The organism is Ruegeria sp. YTSC230 (assembly GCF_059609665.1).
In genome coordinates this window covers 783216-802736 of sequence record NZ_JBXWMC010000001.1, presented here as the reverse complement: position 1 = coordinate 802736, position 19521 = coordinate 783216, and the positions used below count along the sequence as shown (strand labels likewise).

The window sequence follows — 19521 nt, the reverse complement described above, 5'->3', positions numbered from 1 at the left end:
GCGGTTGATTGCAGACGCGACTCGGACAAACACGCGGAGAATGGCGCGAAACAGCGCGTGTTGCCGGGTTGGGGTGACGACGTTCATCGGTTTGGTGTCTGTGGTGCCTGTCCGGACGAAAACACACACAAATACCACTTAGGAGGCATCACAATGAAACCGCAAAACCTGGCAATCATTTCCGCATTCGTATTGGGCCTGCCGGCGATGGCTGCCGCGCAGTCCTCGGCGGATACCAATGGCGATGGAGTTCTGACCATAGAAGAAGTTCAGGCCGTTCTGCCCGAGGTTGACGCCGATGGTTTCTCGGCGATGGACGCCAACGGCGACGGGTCGCTGGACGCAGATGAAATTGCCATCGCGCAGGAAGCAGGGTTGCTACCGCCCAGCAACGGTTAATCCCGCGAAGGCATCGGCGGCCCGTACCCCCACGGGCCGCCATATTTCAATGGGTTACGCCGGCAAGTAAATGTTAAACCTGCCGCGCAGTTCGGCATCCAAAAGCGGATCGAATCTGGCGGGAGACGGCGTCGAGAGAATCTCTTCCTTCCGCTTCACCGCCTTTTCGATCAAATCGGGCTTGCCAATTTCGACCCATTCCTTCGGAGACGACCGGTCGCCAAAAGTCGGGTAGACATAGTCCGCCTGCATGCGGCTCAGCGTTGCATCGGTTCCCAGATAGTGACCGGGTCCTCCGATACAGACTTCGGCCATCTGATCCAGTGCCAGCGTTTCGTCCGTCACTTCGATGCCGCGAACACAGCGTTGCGCTTGCCCGATTAAATCATCGCTGAGGATCAGGCTTTCATGGCAGAATCCCAGCAGCGAGGCATGCATGCCTGCGGACTCATACACCATGTTCAAACCCGAAAGCCCGGCCATGACGTTCGAGCACATCTGCTCCCACCCGGCTTGCATGTCGGGTAGTTTCGCATCCGATGCACCGGCGGCCGCGCCGCCCGGCAAGTCGTAGAAGTGGTGCATTTGGGCGCAGCCCGCTGTCAGGAGTGCTTGTTCGCCAGACCCGATGGACATCGCACCTGTACGCAGATCAAGGCCAAAAGGCCAAGTGCCAAAAATCGCGGGAGCGCCCGGACTTACGGCGTTTACATAAACCAACCCGGCCAGGCATTCGGCGGTGGCCTGCGCAATAGCACCGGCGATTGTCGAAGGCGCGGTGGCGCCGGCCATTCCGGCCGATAGCAGCAGAACGGGCATGCCCGCTTTGATGCATTCCTCCATGACTTCGCAGCTTTCGGTTGCGAATTTCATCGGCGGAACAACAAAGCAGTTCGAGTTCGACATAAAGGGCCGTTCACGCCACTTATCCTCGCCACCAGCGATCATGTGCAGCATCTCGATCGCGGGGGCAACATGGCTGGGTTCGGTGAAGGACGTGCCGATATGTTTGAACGTTCCTGACGTGGTGGCGTAGACCGTGTTCAAATCCATCTCGAGGTTGTCGGCGATGTCGCGGCACACCATCGGGCGCTGAACAAAGTGAATGTTTTCAAGTTGTTCACAGATTCGGGACGCGTCGTGCAGGTCTTGAAGTGTCGAATCCCGGTATTCCTGCCCGTGAACATCAACCATGCTGACAGCCGCGCCGGCAGTACCAAAGTGGACGCGGTTGCCCGACAGTTCCAGATCGGAGTTACCATCTCTTGAATGCAAGGTGACCGAGCGATTGGCCTTAGCGATCGTGTCTTCGACCAAGGCGCGGGGGAAGCGGATACGCCCGTCGTCACCCAAGATACAGCCAGCGCCCACAAGATAGTCGATCCCGCTTTGTGGGGCGTCCGCCAGACCAATGGTTTCCAGCGCGGTCAGCGCGGCTTGGTGAATACGCTCGATCTGCGCCGGGGTCAGCACTTTCAGCATGCCGCCCTCCATGCCGGGGCGGATCGGGCGCAGATGTTCGGGCAGCGCTGTGGCACGGGCCGCACGGCGCGCGGCACGACCGCCGCTGCGCGATGAATTTCGGGTTTGTTCGTTCATATTTTAAGGTCCGGTCGAAAAAGTACGTTCAGGGTGAGTGTACTCAGACCACAACCGGTCGCCCCCGTGCGGCACGCCCGCGATCCGCACCAATGGTACGGCTGATCAGGCGAATCTTCCAAACGTCACTTTGCATGCGGGTCCTCAATTGGTGATGCAAACTTTCTCAATACGAAGGCGCACAATCTGTCCTGTTTGCGACCTGAGGGGCCAAAAACGAAGTGTTGTGCCTTGTCGGCATCACGTTCTTGCCGTGGGGTAAAGTTTTTTCCCGAATGTGGGAAAATCTGTTAAGGTTCTATCACTTATTTAAGAGTGGTCCGTGATCTCAATGGATTTTTAACGATTGCAGACCAAGTTTTATGTGATGAAGCCCATCGTTTGGTGGGCGCGCTGCAAGGAATTTTGGAGAGGTTGATGAAAGCCCTGATGGCCCTCATGACCACTTGCCTGACAATCGGCACTGCACCGGTGTATGCAGAGGATTGGACGGGGGCGTATGCGGGCTTCAGCTTTGGTTATGCGGATGTTGATGGCCCAAATAATTCTGGCGGAAACGACACGACTTTTGGCCCGCTTGTCGGTTATGACCATGACTTCGGTAATTTCGTTCTTGGCGGTGAGCTGGAATACAATCGACTTTCTCTGGATCTGGGGCAGGGTGAAGGCAGCGTGGACAGTCTGACCCGCCTTAAGTTGCGCGGGGGTTATGATTTCGGACCGGCCTTGGGTTATGTCGTCGTGGGCGCGGCCCGATTGGATGCGTCACCGGAAAATGACACCGCCGCAGTGTACGGCATCGGAATTGCCTATCCCATCGGCGACAGTTTCGTCATCAGCGGTGAGGCCTTGCGTCAGGATTTTAACGACGTCACACGAAGTCAGGGCGATATTGACGCCAACGTGTTCAACCTGCGTACAACCTTCCGATTTTAAGGCCGTCTATTCTGCCGCGTGACTTTCCGCCAGAACGGCGGCGAAATTGCAAATCGTTCTCAGTGCTGCAGCAAAGCGGTCGTCATCAATTGTCATCGCAACACGCACGTGTCCTGCCGCCGCTGTGCCAAAACTTTCACCGGGCATGACGGCAATTGCGTGTGTATCCAGCAATGCGTTGGCAAATGCCTCACCGCTTAGCCCCGCTGCGCGGACGTCCAGCATCAGGTACATTGCACCCTGTGCCGGCACGAGGCCAATGGTGTTCTGGGTGGCAAGAATCTCGACCGCCAACGCGCGACGACGCCGGAACGGAGCGGCGATTTCCTCTTCAAGATCATGACCCGCGCTCAAAGCAAAACTGGCGGCGTCCTGAATGAACCCGGGCACGCCGTAAGTTGTGTGCGTTGCCAGATTGATGAGATGGGCGATCACCTCCTCGGGGCCGACCACCCAACCGCATCGGGACCCGGTCATCGCATGCGACTTGGACATCGAACCAACGACCAAAGTACGCTCGGCCATTCCGGGCAGGGTACGTGGTGAGATATGCTCACCTTCCCAGACCTGCGTGTCATAAACCTCATCCGAGATCAGCCACAGGTCGCGGGCACGGCAAACATCTGCGATACCGTTCAGCGTCTCGCGGGAATATACGACACCAGTGGGGTTGTTCGGGCTGTTGATCAACAGCGAAACCGCACCATCTGCCGCCGCATCGATCTGCTGCGCGCGCGGCTGAAATGCATCCTCGGCGGTGGTCTGGATGGCGCGGGCTGTCGCACCGGCGCCCCGGATCGTGCCGGGGTAAGTCGCGTAGTAGGGATCGAGATATAGGCCGACATCACCGGGATCGCACACCGCTACGTGGGCTGCGAATAGCGCAGATTGGCCGCCCGGAGTGATCAACACGTTATTTCGGCTTGTCTTCTGACCAGTGCGGGCCTGAATGCGCGCCGCAACGGTATCGCGCAGCAAATCCGATCCGGGCACCACAGCGTAGCCGGTGTTTCCCTGACGCGCCGATAGATCCATGGCATCCAAAATGGTCGGGTGCGTGCGAATGTCATGCTCACCAATGGTGAGTTCAGAAATGACGTGCCCTTCACTGATCATCCGGCGCGCACGGTAAAATACATCCCACCCATCACTGCCACCTCCGGTCAGATGAGTGATACGCTGCGACAGTTTCATGGCACGCTCCGATCTTGTCTTCAGCGCAGAATGGGCCAGAGGCATTGGAAAATGTCAATCAGCTTCGTGGGGGCAGAGTGGACTGTACTTTTTTCGTCAGGGTAGACCGCACCAGATCGTAAGATGTGGCCAGCCGATGACGCATCTCATCCTCGTCACAGTCAAACGGCAGGCGGATCCAGCTGCTATGAAAATAGGGGGCTTTGGTACCGACGCCTGCTTCGATCAGCATCTGAGTTGTCTCGATATCAGGCGTTTTGACGGACACGCCATCGTTGGCAGTGCCGATGCAGGCAAACATCTTACCGCCAACCTTCCAGGCATCATGGCCTCCGCCCCAAGGGTCGGAAAGGTCAGCGCCTGGGAACGTGCGGCAGATGGAATTGACAAATTCTCGGCTCATGGTCGAAAGGGTGCGTCACCTTGAGATTGAACTCAAGTCTTGGCTGAACGCGTTGTCCATGCTAGGGGAAGGACATGAACCGTATGACCTGCATCATTATCTGCTGCATTACCTGCTGATTTATCAAGCGGGCCGGTTTCTTTCGTTTTCATCCCTGAGACAAGTTGCTAAGCCCGCGCCAAGCGCAAGCATTTGCTGTCTTTAGGAGCCGACCGATGACGACGATCAAACTGCACAACACCCGGACACGGACGAAAGAGGATTTCGTTCCGATTAGTGCCGATAACGTGCGGATGTATGTCTGTGGCCCCACGGTCTATGATCGCGCCCATCTGGGCAATGCGCGACCCGTGGTGGTGTTTGACGTGCTCTATCGGTTGCTGCGCCATGTCTACGGCGCGGATCACGTGACCTATGTACGCAATTTCACCGACGTGGATGACAAGATCAACGCGACCGCGCTGGCACGCCAGAAAGCGGGCGCTGAGGGCACGCTGGAGCAGTTGGTGCAGGAGCGGTCAGATGAAACCATCGGCTGGTATCTGCACGACATGGGCGCGTTGGGCGCGCTTGAGCCCGACGAGATGCCGCGTGCGACTCAGTACATCGCGCAAATGGTTGCGATGATTGAGGATTTGATCGCGAAGGGTCACGCCTACGCGGCCGAAGGGCACGTTCTGTTCGCGGTTGACAGCTGGAAGGAGCACTACGGCGCTTTGTCTGGTCGGTCGGTGGATGACATGATCGCCGGTGCCCGGGTTGAGGTTGCGCCTTACAAGCGGAACCCGATGGATTTCGTGCTGTGGAAGCCCTCGACCGATGAGTTGCCGGGGTGGGACTCGCCTTGGGGTCGCGGTCGTCCGGGGTGGCACATCGAATGCTCGGCCATGAGCTATGAGCTGCTGGGCGAGAGCTTTGATATTCACGGTGGCGGAAACGACCTGATGTTCCCGCACCATGAAAACGAGATCGCCCAGAGCAAATGCGCCCATCCGCACGGTGAGTTCGCGCGGTACTGGTTGCACAATGAGATGTTGCAGGTTGAAGGCAAGAAGATGTCCAAGTCCCTGGGCAATTTCTTCACCGTTCATGATCTACTGGAACAGGGTGTTCCAGGAGAGGTGATCCGCTTTGTGCTGCTTAGCACTGACTATCGTAAACCAATGAACTGGACTGAAAAGAAGAGAGCACAGGCGGAGAGGACTTTGCGGAAATGGCGCAAACTCTGTGAAGGTGTTGAGCCACAAGAAGAGATGCCGACGCGCTTCTTCGAGAGCTTGTGCGATGATCTCAACTTCGGAAGCGCCATGTATTTTCTGCGTGTCCTTGCCAAAGACGAAAACGCACCAGCATTATTGCGCGGTGCGCAATTCCTTGGTCTTTTGACACCCGAGCTCGGGGGTTGGGAGGTAACGCCCGATGTCGATCTATCTAGCTTTGCAGATCGCCTGACAACCTTGCGGATGGCCGCTATGGAATCCAAGGATTTCTCGGAAGTCGATCGGTTGAAAGGGTTGCTGGTAGATGCCGGAGTTGAGGTTCGCATGAGCAAGGAGGGGGTGGAGCTGGTGCCCGGTGCGGGCTTTGATGCGGCAAAGTTGGAGAATGTCTGAATTGGCTGATCTTAGTAATACCTGTCGTGTGAAGCAGACGTAACCGATGACTGAGCGCCAGCGGGAGCAAGCTATGACCAAAGAACGCCTCTACCTCTACGACACTACTCTGCGCGATGGGCAGCAGACACAGGGTGTGCAGTTCTCGACCGCTGAGAAGGTGCAGATCGCGCAGGCTCTGGACGAGTTAGGCGTAGACTATATCGAGGGCGGCTGGCCGGGGGCGAACCCGACGGATAGTGCGTTTTTCGATGCAGCTCCCAAAACGTCGGCCTGTTTGACCGCCTTTGGGATGACCAAACGGTCGGGCCGGTCGGCAGAGAATGACGATGTTCTAGCGGCGGTGATGAACGCGGGTACGCGGGCGGTCTGTCTGGTGGGAAAGTCGCACGATTACCACGTGACCCATGCGCTTGGCATCTCGCTTGAGGAGAATGTCGAGAACGTCCGTGCCTCTGTTGCACATATCGTAGCGCAGGGGCGCGAGGCGCTGTTTGATGCCGAGCATTTCTTTGATGGCTACAAGGACAATCCAACCTATGCGCTTGAGGTTTGTCGGGCCGCGATGGATGCCGGTGCGCGCTGGGTTGTTTTGTGTGACACCAATGGGGGGGCTTTGCCTGCGGAAGTGTCTCGGATTGTGTCCGAGATGGTCGCGGCGGGCCTGCCGGGGGACCGGCTGGGTATCCATACCCACAACGATACGGAAAACGCGGTGGCCTGTTCTTTGGCGGCTGTCGATGCGGGCGCGCGGCAGGTTCAGGGAACCTTGAACGGATTGGGAGAGCGTTGCGGAAATGCGAACCTAACCTCATTGATCCCGACGCTGCTGCTGAAGGAACCTTATGCATCAAGCTTTGACATCGGCGTCAGTGTCGAGGCGCTGGCGGGTCTGACCCGCGTCAGCCGCATGCTGGACGAGATCCTGAACCGGGTGCCCAGCAAACAATCCGCCTATGTCGGGGCGTCGGCTTTTGCGCACAAGGCTGGGCTGCATGCCAGCGCGATCCTTAAGGACCCGACGACCTATGAACATGTGGATCCGGCGTCGGTTGGGAACACACGGATCATTCCGATGTCGAACCAGGCGGGGCAGTCGAACCTGCGCCAGCGCTTGATCGAGGCCGGTTTGTCGGTCGAATCCGGTGACCCGGCCTTGGGCCGCATCCTCGAACGGATCAAGCTGCGCGAGGCAGAAGGTTATTCCTACGACACCGCGCAGGCCAGCTTTGAGTTGCTGGCGCGGGACGAACTGGGTCAACTGCCCGAGTTCTTCGAGGTAAAGCGGTACAAGGTCACCGTTGAACGGCGCAAGAACAAGTACAACAAAATGGTCAGCTTGTCCGAGGCCGTTGTTGTGGTGAAGGTCGACGGCGAAAAGAAACTGTCGGTCAGCGAGTCTCTGGATGGGTCCGGCGGCGACCGGGGTCCGGTGAACGCGCTGGCCAAGGCGCTGGCCAAGGATCTTGGTCAATACTCGCGGATATTGGACGACATGCATCTTGTCGACTTCAAGGTGCGTATCACGCAGGGCGGCACCGAGGCTGTAACCCGCGTTATCATCGACAGTGAAGATGGGCAGGGTCGCCGGTGGTCCACCGTTGGCGTCAGCGCGAACATAGTCGATGCCTCGTTCGAGGCGTTGCTGGACGCGATCCAATGGAAACTGGTGCGTGATTGCGGCCCACAGTCGGCAGTCGCCGAGTGAGTGCTCCATTTGACGATGACGTCAAGGCCTGTGCAGCGCTGTTACACAAGGCCGATCCCGACCGGTTCATGGCTGCCATGGCGGCCCCGGTTTCCGCACGGGCGGTGTTGTTTCCGATTTATGCGCTGAACATCGAAGTCGCCCGGGCACCCTGGGTGACGCAAGAGCCGATGATTGCCGAGATGCGCCTGCAATGGTGGCGCGATGCCTTGCAGGAGATTGCCGAGGGTCCGACTGTTCGCCGGCACGAGGTCGTCACACCGCTGTCGCGTGTCTTGTCCCCTCATCTTGCGTCGATGATGGATGAATATGTGGCTGTAAGGCGTTGGGATATTTATCGCGACCCGTTCGAGGACGAAGATCATTTCGACGCGTACATAAACCACAGCGCAGGCACGCTCACGGTAGTAGCGGCACAGGCGCTGGGGTCGGCGGATGAGGATGTCGTGCGGGACTTTGGCTATGCCGTTGGGGTAGCCAACTGGTTGCGCGCCATCCCAGACCTCGAAGCACGCGGGCGAATTCCGCTGCTGGATGGAACGCCTGCGGGTGTTCAGCGTCTGGCTGAAAAAGCGCACGGGCGGTTGAAACGGGCACGTACTCAGCGATACTCGGTTTCGGCAAAAGCTGCTGCCGCTCTGCATGCCGGTTGGCAAACCGAATTGGTTCTAAAGCAGGTCATTGCGCGCCCGGATAAGGTCGCCTCAGGAACCCTTGGGCCGGGTGAAATCCGCCGCCGCCTGTCATTGATGGTGCAGGCGGCAACGGGGCGCTGGTAGTTACTCCCAGCCGCCGGCGCGCATTTCGGCCGAGATTTTCAGTTGCACCAAGTCCGACGTTCCCGGGGCAAACATCCCGACGCCATACTCGCTGCGCAAAAGTTGGCCATCGGCTTCGACGGCAACCCAGTCACCTTTGTAGTAATCGAAGAATCCAGCCAGGGGATGTTCACCCATGAAGGTCAGGTCGATCTCAAGCGTTGCGGGCTTGGTCTGATCCTTGATTGTCAAATCTCCGATCATTTGCAGGGTGCTTGCACCGGTTTGCACCGCCGAGGTCGAGACGAATTTGATGTTTGGGTAAGCCTCGACGTCGAAGAAATCACCGCTTTTGAGGTGATCGTTGAGCGGCCCCCAACCGGTTTCGACACTTGAGGCGTCGATTGTGATATCCGCGCTGGTTGCGGTGACATTTTCGGGATCAAACTCGACGGTGCCGGATACGGCGGTCCATTCGCCGGATTGTTCGGTCAGTCCCGCGTGGTTGTAGTAGAACCGGATTTCCGTGTGACTTTGATCAAAGTGATAGGTTTCGGCAAAGGCTGGCGTGGCCAGTGCCAAAACGAGGGCAGATGCGGTAAACAGCTTCATGACATTTCTCTGATTTGCAGGGTTGATGATTAACATGTAAATGCATCTAAAATGATGAGCAAAGAAAAACCACAATCCTCGCGGAGGCGTGATGAGCGGATTTGAAGAACGAGAGGCGGCTTGGATCGCACTGAACCAGACACGCACCCGGATCTTTTCCCGGGCTGAGCGCGCGCTGGTGGCAGCCGGATATCCACGACTGCACTGGTATGATGTTCTGTGGGAGTTAGAGAGATCGCCGGACGGTCTGCGCCCCAAGCAACTAGAGCAGCAACTTCTGTTTGATCAGTCCAGCTTTTCTCGTCAGGTCGCACGGATGGCGGAAGACGGGTTGCTGACACGCCATGCTGCAGCTGGGGATGGGCGGGGGAAGGTTCTTCGCATTACAGACGAAGGTCGCACCCTGAGGCGGCAGATGTGGGATATCTACCGCAAGCACATTGATGAGGGGATCGCCGAGGCACAGAAATTAGGTGCCTTTGCACCGATACTGAACCTTAACGATTAGGCCGTTCGGGGCCGCATCGTCAGCCACAAAAGCGCGCCGCCCGCCAAAGTCAGAAGGGGGATCATCGCGACGTTCACCGCGGTCCAACCTTCGATTGGAGAGCCGCCAGAACAGTTCATTAGCCCGCCGGAAGCCAGTGAGGCAAACGTGACGCCACCAAACACCAGCAGGTCGTTCAACCCCTGCATGCGTCCGCGCTCGCTGACGTCGTGCGATTCAGCCAACATGGTGGTTGCGCCGATAAAACCAAAGTTCCAGCCAATGCCCAGCAGGATCAGCGCGACAAAGAAGTTACCTAGTTCAACGCCCTGCAAAGCCACCACTCCGGCCGCAGCTAGTATGAGAAGGCCCAGTGCCACAATCCGTTCGACCCCAAAGCGGGCAATCAATTGTCCGGTGAAAAAGCTGGGAATGTACATCGCCAACACGTGGCTGGTGACGACATCCGCCGCGTCATTGGCGCTGAACCCGCAGCCCACGACGGCCAGCGGTGTCGACGTCATCACAAGGTTCATCAGCGCGTAGGACACCATGGCGCAGATGATTGCGACCGCAATACGCGGCGTCTTCAGAAGCTCGATCCGGGACCGGCCTTTGGGGGCATCAGCCGCAGGCTTGGGCGGGGTCGGAATGTCGAGGAAAAAGAACAGGGCCGAGCCAATGACGTTCACCGCGATAACAGCGATATACGTGCCGAGAAAAGGGATGACATACGCGGTCGAGGTCAGTTTGACGATCTGAGGCCCGATGATTGCCGCTGCCAGACCGCCCGCCATGACGTAGGAAATCGCTTTGGGACGGAAATCGTCCGATGCGGTGTCAGCGGCGGCAAAGCGGTAGAAACCGTGCGCGCTCATGTAGATGCCGGTCAGCAGGCTGCCAGCAAGAAACACTGGGAATGACCCCAGAAACAAGCCATATGCACCGACAAGCCCGCCGCAAGCCCCTGCCGTTGCCCCCACCAGAAATCCAGCACGGCGACCCCAGCGTTGCATAATGGCCGAGATCGGCGTCGCCGCCAGCATTGAGCCAAGGACGATCAATGATATGGGCAGAGTCGCCAGGCAGGGATTGGTTGCCAATGATTGGCCGGCCAGCCCACCGACGATAAAGATCATCGGCATCTGTGCGCCAAGCAAGGCCTGCGCGGCCACCAGAACGGCGACATTCCGTTTGGCCTGACTGTTGTCGGAGGGGGTGGCGGTCATCGTCATGAGCACATGCGTAATGTCGAAAACGATTGTGCACAAGCGGGTTGCATCTGCGGCAAAGCAGCCTAACGTGCAGTCGATCATCGAGGCCGGAGAGCACATGTCCGTTGGACGGATCATAGAAACACCCGACTGTGTGGAAGAAGGCGCGACGTGGCTGGCCGAAAGCTGCCCGCGCATGGCCTATGCGATGGAACAGACCGGTCCGTTGCCCTTGCGCCGTCGCCCGGACGGTTTTGCGCAACTGCTTAGCGCCATAGTCAGTCAGCAGGTGAGTGTGGCCTCGGCCAATGCGATCTGGAACCGGTTGAAGGATGCGAAACTGACCGGCCCGCGCAAAATCATGAGGGCCACCGACGATGATCTGCGTGCAGTTGGGTTGAGCCGGCAAAAAATCCGCTACGCCCGCGCTTTGGCTGAGGCGCGCATCGACTACAAAGCCTTGCGGGACGTTTCAAACGATGACGTAGTGGCGATCCTGACCGAGGTGTCGGGTATTGGCGTCTGGACCGCCGAGATCTACGCCATGTTTTCGCTTGGCCGCGCTGACGTGATCGCGCCGGGCGATCTGGCGCTGCAAGAAGCTGCGCGCATCCTCTTTGATTTGCCCGATCGGCCGACCGACAAACAGCTGCGCCAGATGGCCGAAGCCTGGTCGCCTTGGCGGTCGGTTGCGGCGCGGGTTTTGTGGGCCTATTACCGGGTGGCAAAAGAACGAGAAGGGATCAGATGACACGGGTTTTGAATGCGCTCCGAAAAGAGCCGGTTTCGGGCGATACACGCTCGGTCGTGGTGTTCGTGCACGGCTATGGCGCCAACGGGGCCGATTTGCTGGGGTTGGCCGATCCGCTGGGGGAACATCTGCCAGACACGTTGTTTGTGTCACCCGATGCGCCGGAACAGATTCCCGGAATGCCCAACGGATATCAGTGGTTTCCTATCCCATGGATTGACGGGTCGTCCGAAGAAGAAGCACGCCGTGGCATGGAAATGGCCGCCGACGATTTCAACGCCTTCCTCGATGCGCTTATGGTGGATGAGGATGTGCTGCCAGAGCAGGTGGTTCTGTTTGGATTCTCGCAAGGTACGATGATGAGCCTGTACGTCGCTCCGCGCCGCGAAGACCCGGTGGCTGGGATTGTTGCGTTCTCTGGCCGGTTGTTGGAACCGGACCTACTGCCCGACGAAACCGTCAGCCGAATGCCGATCCTTTTGGTGCATGGTGATGCCGACGATGTGGTTCCACCGCAATCTCTGCCCGAAGCTGCCGAAGCACTGCAGGCTGCAGATTTCAAAGAAGTATATGCGCATGTCATGAAAGGCACCGGCCACGGGATTGCCCCCGACGGCCTTAGTGTCGCGCTAGCCTTCATGCGCGACAAGCTGAGCCTGTAGCGATGATCGCGGTTCGTCCCATGATGCCTGAGGACGTGGCAGTTGCCTGCCAAATTCTCAACGAAATCATAGCCATCGGCGGGACGACCGCGTTTGAAACACCGTTTTCTGAGGCGCTGTTTGCCCAAGTCTACCTGAATAGCGCAGACAAAATCTGTTGCCACGTTGCCCTTGATGAACAGGGCGAGGTGGCCGGGTTTCAATGGCTTGGCACGAATGAGAACCTGCCGGAAGATTGCGCGGATATAGCGACTTTCACCCGGCGAGAGCCGGTGTTGAAAGGGGCAGGGCGGGCGTTGTTCTCTGAAACCGCGACCTATGCCGCGGCCCTTGGGTTCAGCGCGCTCAACGCGACGATCCGGGCCGACAACCGGCAGGGGCTTAGCTATTACGACAAGATGGGTTTCCGCGACTACTCGGTCACTTATGCTGTTTCTCTGCAAGACGGAACGCCAGTCGACAGGATTTCGAAACGGTTTGAATTGAAGAAGGAAACGACATGTTGATAATCACCGGAACGGTTGAAGTTTCGCTAGATAGTGTCGACAAAGCCATTGAGGCCGCACAGAAAATGGTCGCCGAGACCGTAAAAGAGTCCGGCTGCCTGATCTATGAATTCAGCCAGATACTCGGGCAATCCAACAAGTTCCGCGTGTATGAAGAATGGCAGGATCAGGCCGCGCTCGAGGCGCATTTCGCAGCCCCGCATATGGCCCAGTTTCAGGCTATTCTGGGCGAAGTGGGCGTTATCTCGAGTGACATCTACCGGATTGTCGGGGGAGAAAAGAAACCGCTGCGCTAAGCGATCAGTTCCACAGGTGACCTTCAGCGAATTCCACCGAGTTTCCGGCGGGGTCCCGAACATACAGCGATCGTGCCCCGCTTGGCCAATCGAACTCGGCGTCTATGGGGATGTTCCACTCCAGCAGATGCTTGCGCATTTCGTCTATCTCTGTCCGCGATAAAGTCATGCAGACGTGACCGGGCCCGCGTGCGCCATGCGGTGGGACCGGCAGGTTCGGATTTTCCGGCGGTTTTGCCGTCTCATCAGCGTTGAACAGCAACAACACCGATCCGCCGACACGGAAAAATGCATGCCGGTTCGCGACGCGCTGAATACACTCTAACGCCAGTATTTCACCATAGAATCGTTCAGCCGCGTCCAGATCACCAACATAAAGCGCGGCCTCAAGGATCCCCTCTGGGGATGGTGTGCTTCGGGTGACTTTCATGCCTTAACCCTATCACAAAAGGACGTTTTTGTCACCTGCGCGGTCGGCGGTCCCGTTTGCGCTTCGGTGCGGAATCCAATGTAGGAGCTGTCAGGCTGTCCCATTGACCGGGCGCCAATCCCTCTAGCGTATAGTCCCCGATCCGAGCGCGGATCAGGCGCAGGGTGGGATGGCCGACCGCTGCCGTCATGCGTCGAACCTGCCGGTTGCGGCCTTCGCGCAAGGTCAGCTCAATCCAGCTGTCCGGTACTGTTTGGCGTACGCGGATAGGTGGGTTTCGTGGCCATAGGTCTTCGGGCTCATCCATCAACCGGGCCTTGGCCGGGCGCGTCGGTCCGTCCTTCAGATCAATCCCGTCGCGTAGAGCCTTGAGGGCGGCAGCATCGGGTGAACCTTCCACCTGAACCCAATAGGTTTTGGGCATCTTGTGCTTGGGGTCCGATATTTTCGCCTGTAGCCGGCCGTTGTCAGTCAGCAGCATCAAGCCCTCGCTGTCGCGATCCAGCCGCCCAGCCGGATACACACCGGGCAGGTCGATGAAATCCGACAAAGTGCTGCGCGGCGTCTCTGCATTTGCCCGGTCGGTAAACTGCGGCAACACATCGAAGGGTTTGTTGAATCGTATGAACCAGCTCATGATCCCGCCATAGCCTGCCAGAGGCAGAGAACGCAACCTGTGGATAACTGTCACGTCTTTGTTACGGAGCAGGCATACTCAATACCCGAGATGTTGTGGAAACTCAGGGCTTGTCAGAGTTTTAACACGATATATAGTTAAGTTAAGGCCGGGGCGGGTGTTCCCCGCTCTGGTGTCAATAACGGGCAGAGCAGAGCGAGGAGCGATTCCGATATGGACGGAGAATTCAGGACCGAATTTGTCAGGGAACCGGGTGCCCTAAAGCACCATCCGGCATTGGTTTTGAACGCCGATTATCGCCCCTTATCCTATTACCCACTGTCCCTGTGGCCCTGGCAAGAAGCGATCAAGGCGGCCTGGCTGGACAGGGTGGATATCGTCGCCGAATACGACGAGGTCGTCCGAAGCCCCAGTACCGAGATCCGAATACCGTCGGTCGTTGTCCTCAAAGACTATGTAAAACCCAGAAAGCGCGTGGCCTTCACGCGCTTTAATTTATTTTTAAGGGACGAGTTCCGCTGCCAGTATTGTGGAAGCCGGGACAACCTGACCTTTGACCATGTTGTTCCGCGGGCTGCCGGGGGTGTGACCAGTTGGCAGAACGTTGTGGCGGCGTGCAGCCCCTGCAACCTGAGGAAGGGATCGAAGTCGCTGCGGCAGGCGGGCATGTCGCTGCGCAAACCGCCGCGTCAGCCAGATGCCGAGGCACTGCGAAACATCGGACGCAAGTTCCCCCCGAACCACCTGCATGACAGTTGGATCGACTTTCTGTATTGGGATGCCGAACTGGACGCGTAGTAACGCTTATTTCGCACGGAACGCGGCCAGCCAGACCAAAACCAGGCCAGCAGATAGCAGAGCGTTCCACCCGGCCATCGACAGGCCGAACATCTCCCACGGGATATCATCACAGCGCACAAGTGGCGCGGACATGATCTGATCCATCAATTCTTCAGCGGACAACCCGCCAATATCACCCGACGTGCAGCTGGTTGGACCTTCCCACCATTTCTGCTCGACACCTGCGTGGTACATGCCAATCCCGGCAGTCACCATCGCAGCAACTGCACCCAAAAGGGGCAGGGGGCGGATGCCCGGAAAGGCAAAGGCCAACACGCCAATCAGAACGGCCGCGCCGTGGGGGTAGCGTTGCCAGATGCACATTTTGCACGGGGCCATGCCGCCCAGGTGTTGAAACGCCCACGCGCCCAGCAAGAGTGCAGCGGAACCGCCTGCCGCAATCAGGATCAACAGTTTTTTGCGTGTCATAAGAACTTCACCGCTAAGAACCCACCGAACAGCAGGATGACAAACAGAGTGAACATAAACCCCAGACGCTTTTCGATGAAGTTGCGAATGGGTTCACCAAAACCCCAAAGCAGTCCGGCAACAACAAAGAACCTGAGCGCGCGGGCCAAAATCGACGTGGCGATGAATGTGCCCAGCGGCATGCCCGTCCAGCCGGACATGATGGTGATGACCTTGTACGGGAAAGGGGTAATACCTGCGCCCAACACGGCCCAGAATCCGAAGTCATTGAACTTGGTGTTGAACTCTTCCATGGCATGCGCTTTGCCCATGGATTCGAGGATGGGTTGGCCGATGCTTTCATAGAAAAACGCGCCGATCGCATATCCCAGCATGCCCCCCAGCACCGAAGCCACCAGGGCAACGGTCGCGATCAGCCAGGCGCGCGACGGGCGCGCAAGAATCATGGGAATCATCAGAACGTCCGGGGGAATCGGAAAGAACGAGCTTTCGACAAATGCCACAATGGCCAGAGCCCAAAGCGCGTGCGGGTGTTCGGCCAGACGAATGGTCCAGTCATAGAGCGATCGCAACATCAGATGCTAAAATCCCGTTCTCTTGTTGCGTCAGCCAAACCATGCGCCTGATGGGTCGTCAACCGTGCCTGAAGAAAACAAACTGAATATCGGTTGTTTTTTGCCTCTGGACCTTCCCGATTATGAGCGCTAATCCAGTGTTCGTGGCCCAAGTGGCGGAATGGTAGACGCAGGGGATTCAAAATCCCCCGTCCTAACGGACGTGCCGGTTCGAGTCCGGCCTTGGGTACCAAGGTAAAAACAGAGGGTAAGGGGAACCTGCTCTCTGTTTTTTCTTTTTTGGCGTTTCAAATGCTCATGTTGCCACTTTTGACCAGGGTATCGAAAACGTTGGGTTTGTGACGGTCCTTGGAAAGCTTGACGAAAATCTGAGTGCCGCGGTGCGCGCGGGCAGTTTCTTAGAGCGAGTTTTCCGGCAAACTCAGGAAAAAGCGAACAGACTTGGGCTGTTCAAGCCGAATCTGTTTCCATTTCCTGCGCTCACTTACTGCGTCGCAGGATCAGCCACGCCAGAAACCCGATATAGGCGAAAACGCTTAGGTTTAGTGCGGTGTCGATCAGTTGGCCACTCATGATCGGTCCTCCTGCGCCAGACGTTTGAACAGACAGACAACAAGAATTGGCACGATAAACACGAAGGCGATGGCTGACAGCGCTATTATGGACCTTACCAGAGAGATATCGCCCACCAGAATCATCGCCATCCCTAACGCGCCAAGGATAATGCCCCAAATCGTACGAATTCGGGGGGAGGGGTTGTCGTCGCCTCCGGTCCCTATCATCGCAAGGGTGAATCCGGCGCTTACGACGCTGGTAACCACAAACAGGAACGCGGCCAGGATTGTTGCTATTCTAGTGATGCCGTCCAGCGGGAAGCGCTCAAGCAACGCAAATGTTGTTGCGTCGAGGTTCTCTGCGTTGACGGCTGATAGGGCTCCGTCCTGACGCAAAGCATCGAAAAAACCCAAGCCGCCAAAAACGCCGAACCACAGGATAGAGAACAGTGTGGGAGTGACGACGACTCCGATCAGAAACTCTCGGATCGTGCGTCCGCGGGAAATCCGGGCGATGAAAATGCCCACGAAGGGTGACCAAGCCAGCCACCAGATCATATAGTTCAGCGTCCAGCCGTGGAACCAGTCGACCAACAGGTCATCGAAGAATTCTGCGGTCGAGAATCCTGCTGGTAGGACACCGAACAGATAGCGTCCGAATCCGGAAACGATGCCATCCATCAGATAAGAGGTTGGGCCCAGCACCAGAAGATAGACCATCATCCCGACGGCGATCAGCATTGCTGCGTTGGACAACAGGGCCATTCCGTCGCCCAGATCGCGACGCAACGGTATGATGAACGCAATACAAAGCGCGGCAAAAACGGGCAGAGTCAGCACGCCTGGGGTTTCTATACCCAACAGGCCTGCCAATCCGGTTTGGATCTGAAATACCCCCATTGCCATTGAGCCCGCCAACCCGACGGCAATTGCGACGATCGAGAGCAAGTCGAAAACCCACCCCAGCGCTTTTGTCCAACCTGCTTCGCCAAGTGCGTCGGTGACTGGGGCACTCAGTAACAAAGTGCGATTTCGGCGATAGGCAAAATAGGCGATGACCAATCCGACGATTCCGTAAATCGCCCAGGCGTGGAACCCCCAGTTCAAGTAGGTCACGAACATCGCATAACTGGCCGCTTCTGCGTCGCTATTATATTGACGCAGCACTTCGTAGTGGGTCAGCGGCTCGGCTGCGCCATAGAACAGTAGACCGACACCCATTCCTGCGGCGAATAGCATCGCGATCCATGCGGTCGTTGAAAACTCTGGTTCGGCTGTGTCAGGGCCAAGGCGGATATCTCCAAATCGTGACAGGGCCAGAAAGAGGACCACAAACAAAAGCCCGCTGACCTCAAGCATGATGAACCAGCCGCGGCTGTTGAATTGCGTCTCAACCGCCGATGCAGCAATGCGACCCAAGCCTTGCGGGTCAACAATGCCCCAGACTGCGATGGCCGCACTAAGGGCTAGGGCGATCACAAGCATCGGACTGGGTGATTTTCCGTCCACTGTCCAGAACCCTTCCGCGTAAATTCATGAAACATCGGGTCGTTAGGTCAAACCTAGGTTGCGGAATCCAAACTTTCAAAGTGTTTTTGGATATTTAGCTGGCACGGTTGTTCATGATCCGGCCCAGTGGCGCCGGTCTGTGCGAAACCGCCCCGTTAAAGGGGGAAACTTTCGGAAATCTCCTCACATCTGCGGATCGGGGCCTTCATACCCCGCGCAGGGGTTGACAAGCGGAGTGTCTGAATGAAACGTCAAAGGCGTTGGGAGACTTTTAAATTTCAGATGCTTGACCCGTTGCAAGACGGGTTCGCTTGCCGTACCGGCAAGGTCCCTGGATGGGGGCCGCTGAACTGTCTCTCATCCACAATAAGAGTTGGGAGTTCTCAAAAATGAAAAATAGCAGCAAGCTTAGCCTGGGCGCGGTCGTTACCGCTGCTCTTATGGCTCCGGCCGCTTATGCAGAAGAGTTTATCACCATTGGTACCGGCGGCGTGACCGGCGTTTACTATCCGACCGGTGGTGCGATCTGCCGTCTGGTGAACAAAGGCCGCAAAGAGCACGGCGTGCGTTGCTCGGTCGAGTCGACTGGTGGTTCGGTCTACAACATCAACACAATTCGCGAAGGCGAGCTGGAGTTTGGTGTTGCCCAGTCGGACTGGCAGTACCACGCGTATAACGGCAGCTCGAAATTCGAAGAGGCTGGCCCCTTTGAAAACCTGCGCGCCGTCTTCTCGGTACACCCCGAACCGTTCACCGTTGTTGCACGTGCCGATTCCGGCATCACCAACTTCGAGGACCTGAAGGGCAAGCGCGTCAACATCGGTAACCCCGGTTCCGGTCAGCGCGGCACGATGGAAGTCCTGCTGGGCGAAATGGGTTGGACCACCGACGATTTCGAACTGGCGACCGAGCTGAAAGCGGCTGAACAGTCGGCGGCTCTGTGTGACAACCAGATCGACGCGATGGTTTACACCGTTGGTCACCCGTCGGGCTCGATCCAGGAAGCGACTACAGCCTGTGACTCGGTTCTGGTGAACGTCAGCGGCGACGCCGTCAGCAAGCTGGTTGACGACAACTCGTTCTACCGCACTGCGACGATCCCCGGTGGCATGTACCGTGGTTCGGATGGCGACACCTCGACCTTTGGTGTTGGCGCGACCTTCGTGACCTCGGCAGACGTGTCGGATGACGCGGTTTATGCGGTTGTCAGCTCGGTCTTTGAAAACTTCGACGACTTCAAAAAGCTGCACCCTGCGTTTGCCAACCTCAAGCCCGAAGAGATGATTGCAGATGGCCTGTCGGCTCCGCTGCATCCGGGTGCTGAGAAGTACTACAAAGAAAAAGGCTGGGTTCAGTAAGCCAGACCTAAAGCAGGGTGCCCAACGGGCGCCCTGCAACCAAAACCCGAA

Annotated in this window: 22 protein-coding genes and 1 tRNA gene; 13 read left to right on the top strand and 10 right to left on the bottom strand. The window is 57.5% G+C overall.

Annotated features, from left to right (window positions below; genetic code table 11):
- Positions 1–153 precede the first annotated feature (153 nt).
- On the top strand, positions 154–399 hold the full coding sequence (locus tag AC2FD9_RS03900) for an EF-hand domain-containing protein (RefSeq protein ID WP_108859061.1): 246 nt from the start codon (positions 154–156) through the stop codon (positions 397–399).
- 54 nt (positions 400–453) lie between these two features.
- Here the strand turns inward: AC2FD9_RS03900 and AC2FD9_RS03895 are convergent, their stop codons facing one another.
- A complete protein-coding gene (locus tag AC2FD9_RS03895; protein ID WP_058278025.1) occupies positions 454–1998 on the bottom strand; it encodes a trimethylamine methyltransferase family protein in 1545 nt (514 codons plus the stop codon).
- A 417-nt stretch (positions 1999–2415) separates the two neighbouring features.
- On the opposite strand from AC2FD9_RS03895, the gene AC2FD9_RS03890 reads away from it, so the two are divergent.
- The gene (locus tag AC2FD9_RS03890; protein ID WP_282118362.1) at positions 2416–2934 is read left to right on the top strand and encodes an outer membrane protein; all 519 of its coding nucleotides are present in this window, start codon (positions 2416–2418) and stop codon (positions 2932–2934) included.
- 6 nt (positions 2935–2940) lie between these two features.
- Here AC2FD9_RS03890 and AC2FD9_RS03885 read toward each other — a convergent pair whose 3' ends face one another.
- Positions 2941–4128, bottom strand: a complete 1188-nt coding sequence (locus AC2FD9_RS03885) for a pyridoxal phosphate-dependent aminotransferase (protein ID WP_496835467.1) — start codon at positions 4126–4128, stop codon at positions 2941–2943.
- Between the two features lie 58 nt (positions 4129–4186).
- Positions 4187–4531 carry an MmcQ/YjbR family DNA-binding protein gene (locus AC2FD9_RS03880; protein ID WP_496835466.1) on the bottom strand — a complete coding sequence of 115 codons (345 nt, stop codon included), beginning with the start codon at positions 4529–4531 and terminating at the stop codon, positions 4187–4189.
- A 215-nt stretch (positions 4532–4746) separates the two neighbouring features.
- On the opposite strand from AC2FD9_RS03880, the gene cysS reads away from it, so the two are divergent.
- The 3 genes from cysS (at position 4747) to AC2FD9_RS03865 (ending at position 8631) form a co-directional block, all read left to right on the top strand.
- Complete coding sequence (gene cysS, locus AC2FD9_RS03875; protein ID WP_496835464.1) at positions 4747–6144, top strand: cysteine--tRNA ligase; 1398 nt, start codon at positions 4747–4749, stop codon at positions 6142–6144.
- A 73-nt stretch (positions 6145–6217) separates the two neighbouring features.
- Positions 6218–7852, top strand: a complete 1635-nt coding sequence (gene cimA / locus AC2FD9_RS03870) for a citramalate synthase (RefSeq protein WP_496835462.1) — start codon at positions 6218–6220, stop codon at positions 7850–7852.
- The gene (locus AC2FD9_RS03865) at positions 7849–8631 is read left to right on the top strand and encodes a squalene/phytoene synthase family protein (RefSeq protein WP_496835460.1); all 783 of its coding nucleotides are present in this window, start codon (positions 7849–7851) and stop codon (positions 8629–8631) included. Before cimA ends, AC2FD9_RS03865 begins: the two co-directional genes overlap by 4 nt.
- On the opposite strand, the gene AC2FD9_RS03860 is transcribed toward AC2FD9_RS03865, so the two are convergent.
- Positions 8632–9222, bottom strand: coding sequence for a YceI family protein (locus AC2FD9_RS03860; RefSeq protein WP_496721752.1), 591 nt, complete (start codon positions 9220–9222; stop codon positions 8632–8634).
- Positions 9223–9313: 91 nt separating this feature from the next.
- On the opposite strand from AC2FD9_RS03860, the gene AC2FD9_RS03855 reads away from it, so the two are divergent.
- Positions 9314–9730 (top strand): MarR family winged helix-turn-helix transcriptional regulator, encoded by a 417-nt coding sequence (locus AC2FD9_RS03855; RefSeq protein WP_472723833.1) that lies wholly within the window; start codon positions 9314–9316, stop codon positions 9728–9730.
- Here AC2FD9_RS03855 and AC2FD9_RS03850 read toward each other — a convergent pair.
- A complete protein-coding gene (locus AC2FD9_RS03850) occupies positions 9727–10944 on the bottom strand; it encodes an MFS transporter (RefSeq protein WP_058278017.1) in 1218 nt (405 codons plus the stop codon). The genes AC2FD9_RS03855 and AC2FD9_RS03850 overlap by 4 nt on opposite strands.
- Positions 10945–11041: 97 nt before the next feature.
- Here AC2FD9_RS03850 and AC2FD9_RS03845 point away from each other — a divergent pair, with 97 nt between their 5' ends.
- Genes AC2FD9_RS03845 through AC2FD9_RS03830 form a run of 4 tightly spaced genes read left to right on the top strand, consistent with a single transcriptional unit; the run spans position 11042 to position 13138 of the window.
- On the top strand, positions 11042–11674 hold the full coding sequence (locus tag AC2FD9_RS03845) for a DNA-3-methyladenine glycosylase family protein (RefSeq protein ID WP_496835506.1): 633 nt from the start codon (positions 11042–11044) through the stop codon (positions 11672–11674).
- On the top strand, positions 11671–12336 hold the full coding sequence (locus AC2FD9_RS03840) for an alpha/beta hydrolase (protein ID WP_058271726.1): 666 nt from the start codon (positions 11671–11673) through the stop codon (positions 12334–12336). Before AC2FD9_RS03845 ends, AC2FD9_RS03840 begins: the two co-directional genes overlap by 4 nt.
- Positions 12337–12359: 23 nt before the next feature.
- Entirely contained in the window at positions 12360–12842 is a 483-nt protein-coding gene (locus tag AC2FD9_RS03835; RefSeq protein WP_496835456.1) for a GNAT family N-acetyltransferase, read from the top strand.
- Positions 12836–13138 carry a putative quinol monooxygenase gene (locus tag AC2FD9_RS03830; protein WP_496835454.1) on the top strand — a complete coding sequence of 101 codons (303 nt, stop codon included), beginning with the start codon at positions 12836–12838 and terminating at the stop codon, positions 13136–13138. Before AC2FD9_RS03835 ends, AC2FD9_RS03830 begins: the two co-directional genes overlap by 7 nt.
- A gap of 4 nt (positions 13139–13142) precedes the next feature.
- Here the strand turns inward: AC2FD9_RS03830 and AC2FD9_RS03825 are convergent, their stop codons facing one another.
- Together AC2FD9_RS03825 and AC2FD9_RS03820 are read right to left on the bottom strand one after the other, a co-directional pair.
- On the bottom strand, positions 13143–13568 hold the full coding sequence (locus AC2FD9_RS03825) for a VOC family protein (protein ID WP_496754142.1): 426 nt from the start codon (positions 13566–13568) through the stop codon (positions 13143–13145).
- 31 nt (positions 13569–13599) lie between these two features.
- Positions 13600–14205 (bottom strand): rRNA large subunit pseudouridine synthase E, encoded by a 606-nt coding sequence (locus AC2FD9_RS03820; RefSeq protein WP_496835452.1) that lies wholly within the window; start codon positions 14203–14205, stop codon positions 13600–13602.
- A 213-nt stretch (positions 14206–14418) separates the two neighbouring features.
- On the opposite strand from AC2FD9_RS03820, the gene AC2FD9_RS03815 reads away from it, so the two are divergent.
- On the top strand, positions 14419–15003 hold the full coding sequence (locus AC2FD9_RS03815) for an HNH endonuclease (protein WP_058278012.1): 585 nt from the start codon (positions 14419–14421) through the stop codon (positions 15001–15003).
- Positions 15004–15009: 6 nt separating this feature from the next.
- On the opposite strand, the gene AC2FD9_RS03810 is transcribed toward AC2FD9_RS03815, so the two are convergent.
- Positions 15010–15474: a disulfide bond formation protein B gene (locus tag AC2FD9_RS03810; protein WP_058278011.1), complete on the bottom strand. Its 465-nt coding sequence runs from the start codon at positions 15472–15474 to the stop codon at positions 15010–15012.
- Positions 15471–16049 carry a YqaA family protein gene (locus tag AC2FD9_RS03805; protein WP_496704186.1) on the bottom strand — a complete coding sequence of 193 codons (579 nt, stop codon included), beginning with the start codon at positions 16047–16049 and terminating at the stop codon, positions 15471–15473. Before AC2FD9_RS03805 ends, AC2FD9_RS03810 begins: the two co-directional genes overlap by 4 nt.
- A 146-nt stretch (positions 16050–16195) precedes the next feature.
- On the opposite strand from AC2FD9_RS03805, the gene AC2FD9_RS03800 reads away from it, so the two are divergent.
- Positions 16196–16281, top strand: a tRNA-Leu gene (locus AC2FD9_RS03800).
- 337 nt (positions 16282–16618) lie between these two features.
- Here AC2FD9_RS03800 and AC2FD9_RS03795 read toward each other — a convergent pair.
- A complete protein-coding gene (locus tag AC2FD9_RS03795; protein WP_496704188.1) occupies positions 16619–18088 on the bottom strand; it encodes a BCCT family transporter in 1470 nt (489 codons plus the stop codon).
- A 413-nt stretch (positions 18089–18501) separates the two neighbouring features.
- On the opposite strand from AC2FD9_RS03795, the gene AC2FD9_RS03790 reads away from it, so the two are divergent.
- On the top strand, positions 18502–19470 hold the full coding sequence (locus AC2FD9_RS03790) for a TAXI family TRAP transporter solute-binding subunit (protein WP_058271718.1): 969 nt from the start codon (positions 18502–18504) through the stop codon (positions 19468–19470).
- The last annotated feature ends 51 nt before the right edge of the window (positions 19471–19521 follow it).

Coding starts and splice junctions, on each gene's coding strand:
- AC2FD9_RS03900 (WP_108859061.1), top strand. CDS start 154: ATGAAACCGCAAAACCTGGCAATCATTTCCGCATTCGTATTGGGCCTG.
- AC2FD9_RS03895 (WP_058278025.1), bottom strand. CDS start 1,998: ATGAACGAACAAACCCGAAATTCATCGCGCAGCGGCGGTCGTGCCGCG.
- AC2FD9_RS03890 (WP_282118362.1), top strand. CDS start 2,416: ATGAAAGCCCTGATGGCCCTCATGACCACTTGCCTGACAATCGGCACT.
- AC2FD9_RS03885 (WP_496835467.1), bottom strand. CDS start 4,128: ATGAAACTGTCGCAGCGTATCACTCATCTGACCGGAGGTGGCAGTGAT.
- AC2FD9_RS03880 (WP_496835466.1), bottom strand. CDS start 4,531: ATGAGCCGAGAATTTGTCAATTCCATCTGCCGCACGTTCCCAGGCGCT.
- cysS (WP_496835464.1), top strand. CDS start 4,747: ATGACGACGATCAAACTGCACAACACCCGGACACGGACGAAAGAGGAT.
- cimA (WP_496835462.1), top strand. CDS start 6,218: ATGACCAAAGAACGCCTCTACCTCTACGACACTACTCTGCGCGATGGG.
- AC2FD9_RS03860 (WP_496721752.1), bottom strand. CDS start 9,222: ATGAAGCTGTTTACCGCATCTGCCCTCGTTTTGGCACTGGCCACGCCA.
- AC2FD9_RS03855 (WP_472723833.1), top strand. CDS start 9,314: ATGAGCGGATTTGAAGAACGAGAGGCGGCTTGGATCGCACTGAACCAG.
- AC2FD9_RS03850 (WP_058278017.1), bottom strand. CDS start 10,944: ATGACGATGACCGCCACCCCCTCCGACAACAGTCAGGCCAAACGGAAT.
- AC2FD9_RS03845 (WP_496835506.1), top strand. CDS start 11,042: ATGTCCGTTGGACGGATCATAGAAACACCCGACTGTGTGGAAGAAGGC.
- AC2FD9_RS03840 (WP_058271726.1), top strand. CDS start 11,671: ATGACACGGGTTTTGAATGCGCTCCGAAAAGAGCCGGTTTCGGGCGAT.
- AC2FD9_RS03835 (WP_496835456.1), top strand. CDS start 12,360: ATGCCTGAGGACGTGGCAGTTGCCTGCCAAATTCTCAACGAAATCATA.
- AC2FD9_RS03830 (WP_496835454.1), top strand. CDS start 12,836: ATGTTGATAATCACCGGAACGGTTGAAGTTTCGCTAGATAGTGTCGAC.
- AC2FD9_RS03825 (WP_496754142.1), bottom strand. CDS start 13,568: ATGAAAGTCACCCGAAGCACACCATCCCCAGAGGGGATCCTTGAGGCC.
- AC2FD9_RS03820 (WP_496835452.1), bottom strand. CDS start 14,205: ATGAGCTGGTTCATACGATTCAACAAACCCTTCGATGTGTTGCCGCAG.
- AC2FD9_RS03815 (WP_058278012.1), top strand. CDS start 14,419: ATGGACGGAGAATTCAGGACCGAATTTGTCAGGGAACCGGGTGCCCTA.
- AC2FD9_RS03810 (WP_058278011.1), bottom strand. CDS start 15,474: ATGACACGCAAAAAACTGTTGATCCTGATTGCGGCAGGCGGTTCCGCT.
- AC2FD9_RS03805 (WP_496704186.1), bottom strand. CDS start 16,049: ATGTTGCGATCGCTCTATGACTGGACCATTCGTCTGGCCGAACACCCG.
- AC2FD9_RS03795 (WP_496704188.1), bottom strand. CDS start 18,088: ATGCTTGTGATCGCCCTAGCCCTTAGTGCGGCCATCGCAGTCTGGGGC.
- AC2FD9_RS03790 (WP_058271718.1), top strand. CDS start 18,502: ATGAAAAATAGCAGCAAGCTTAGCCTGGGCGCGGTCGTTACCGCTGCT.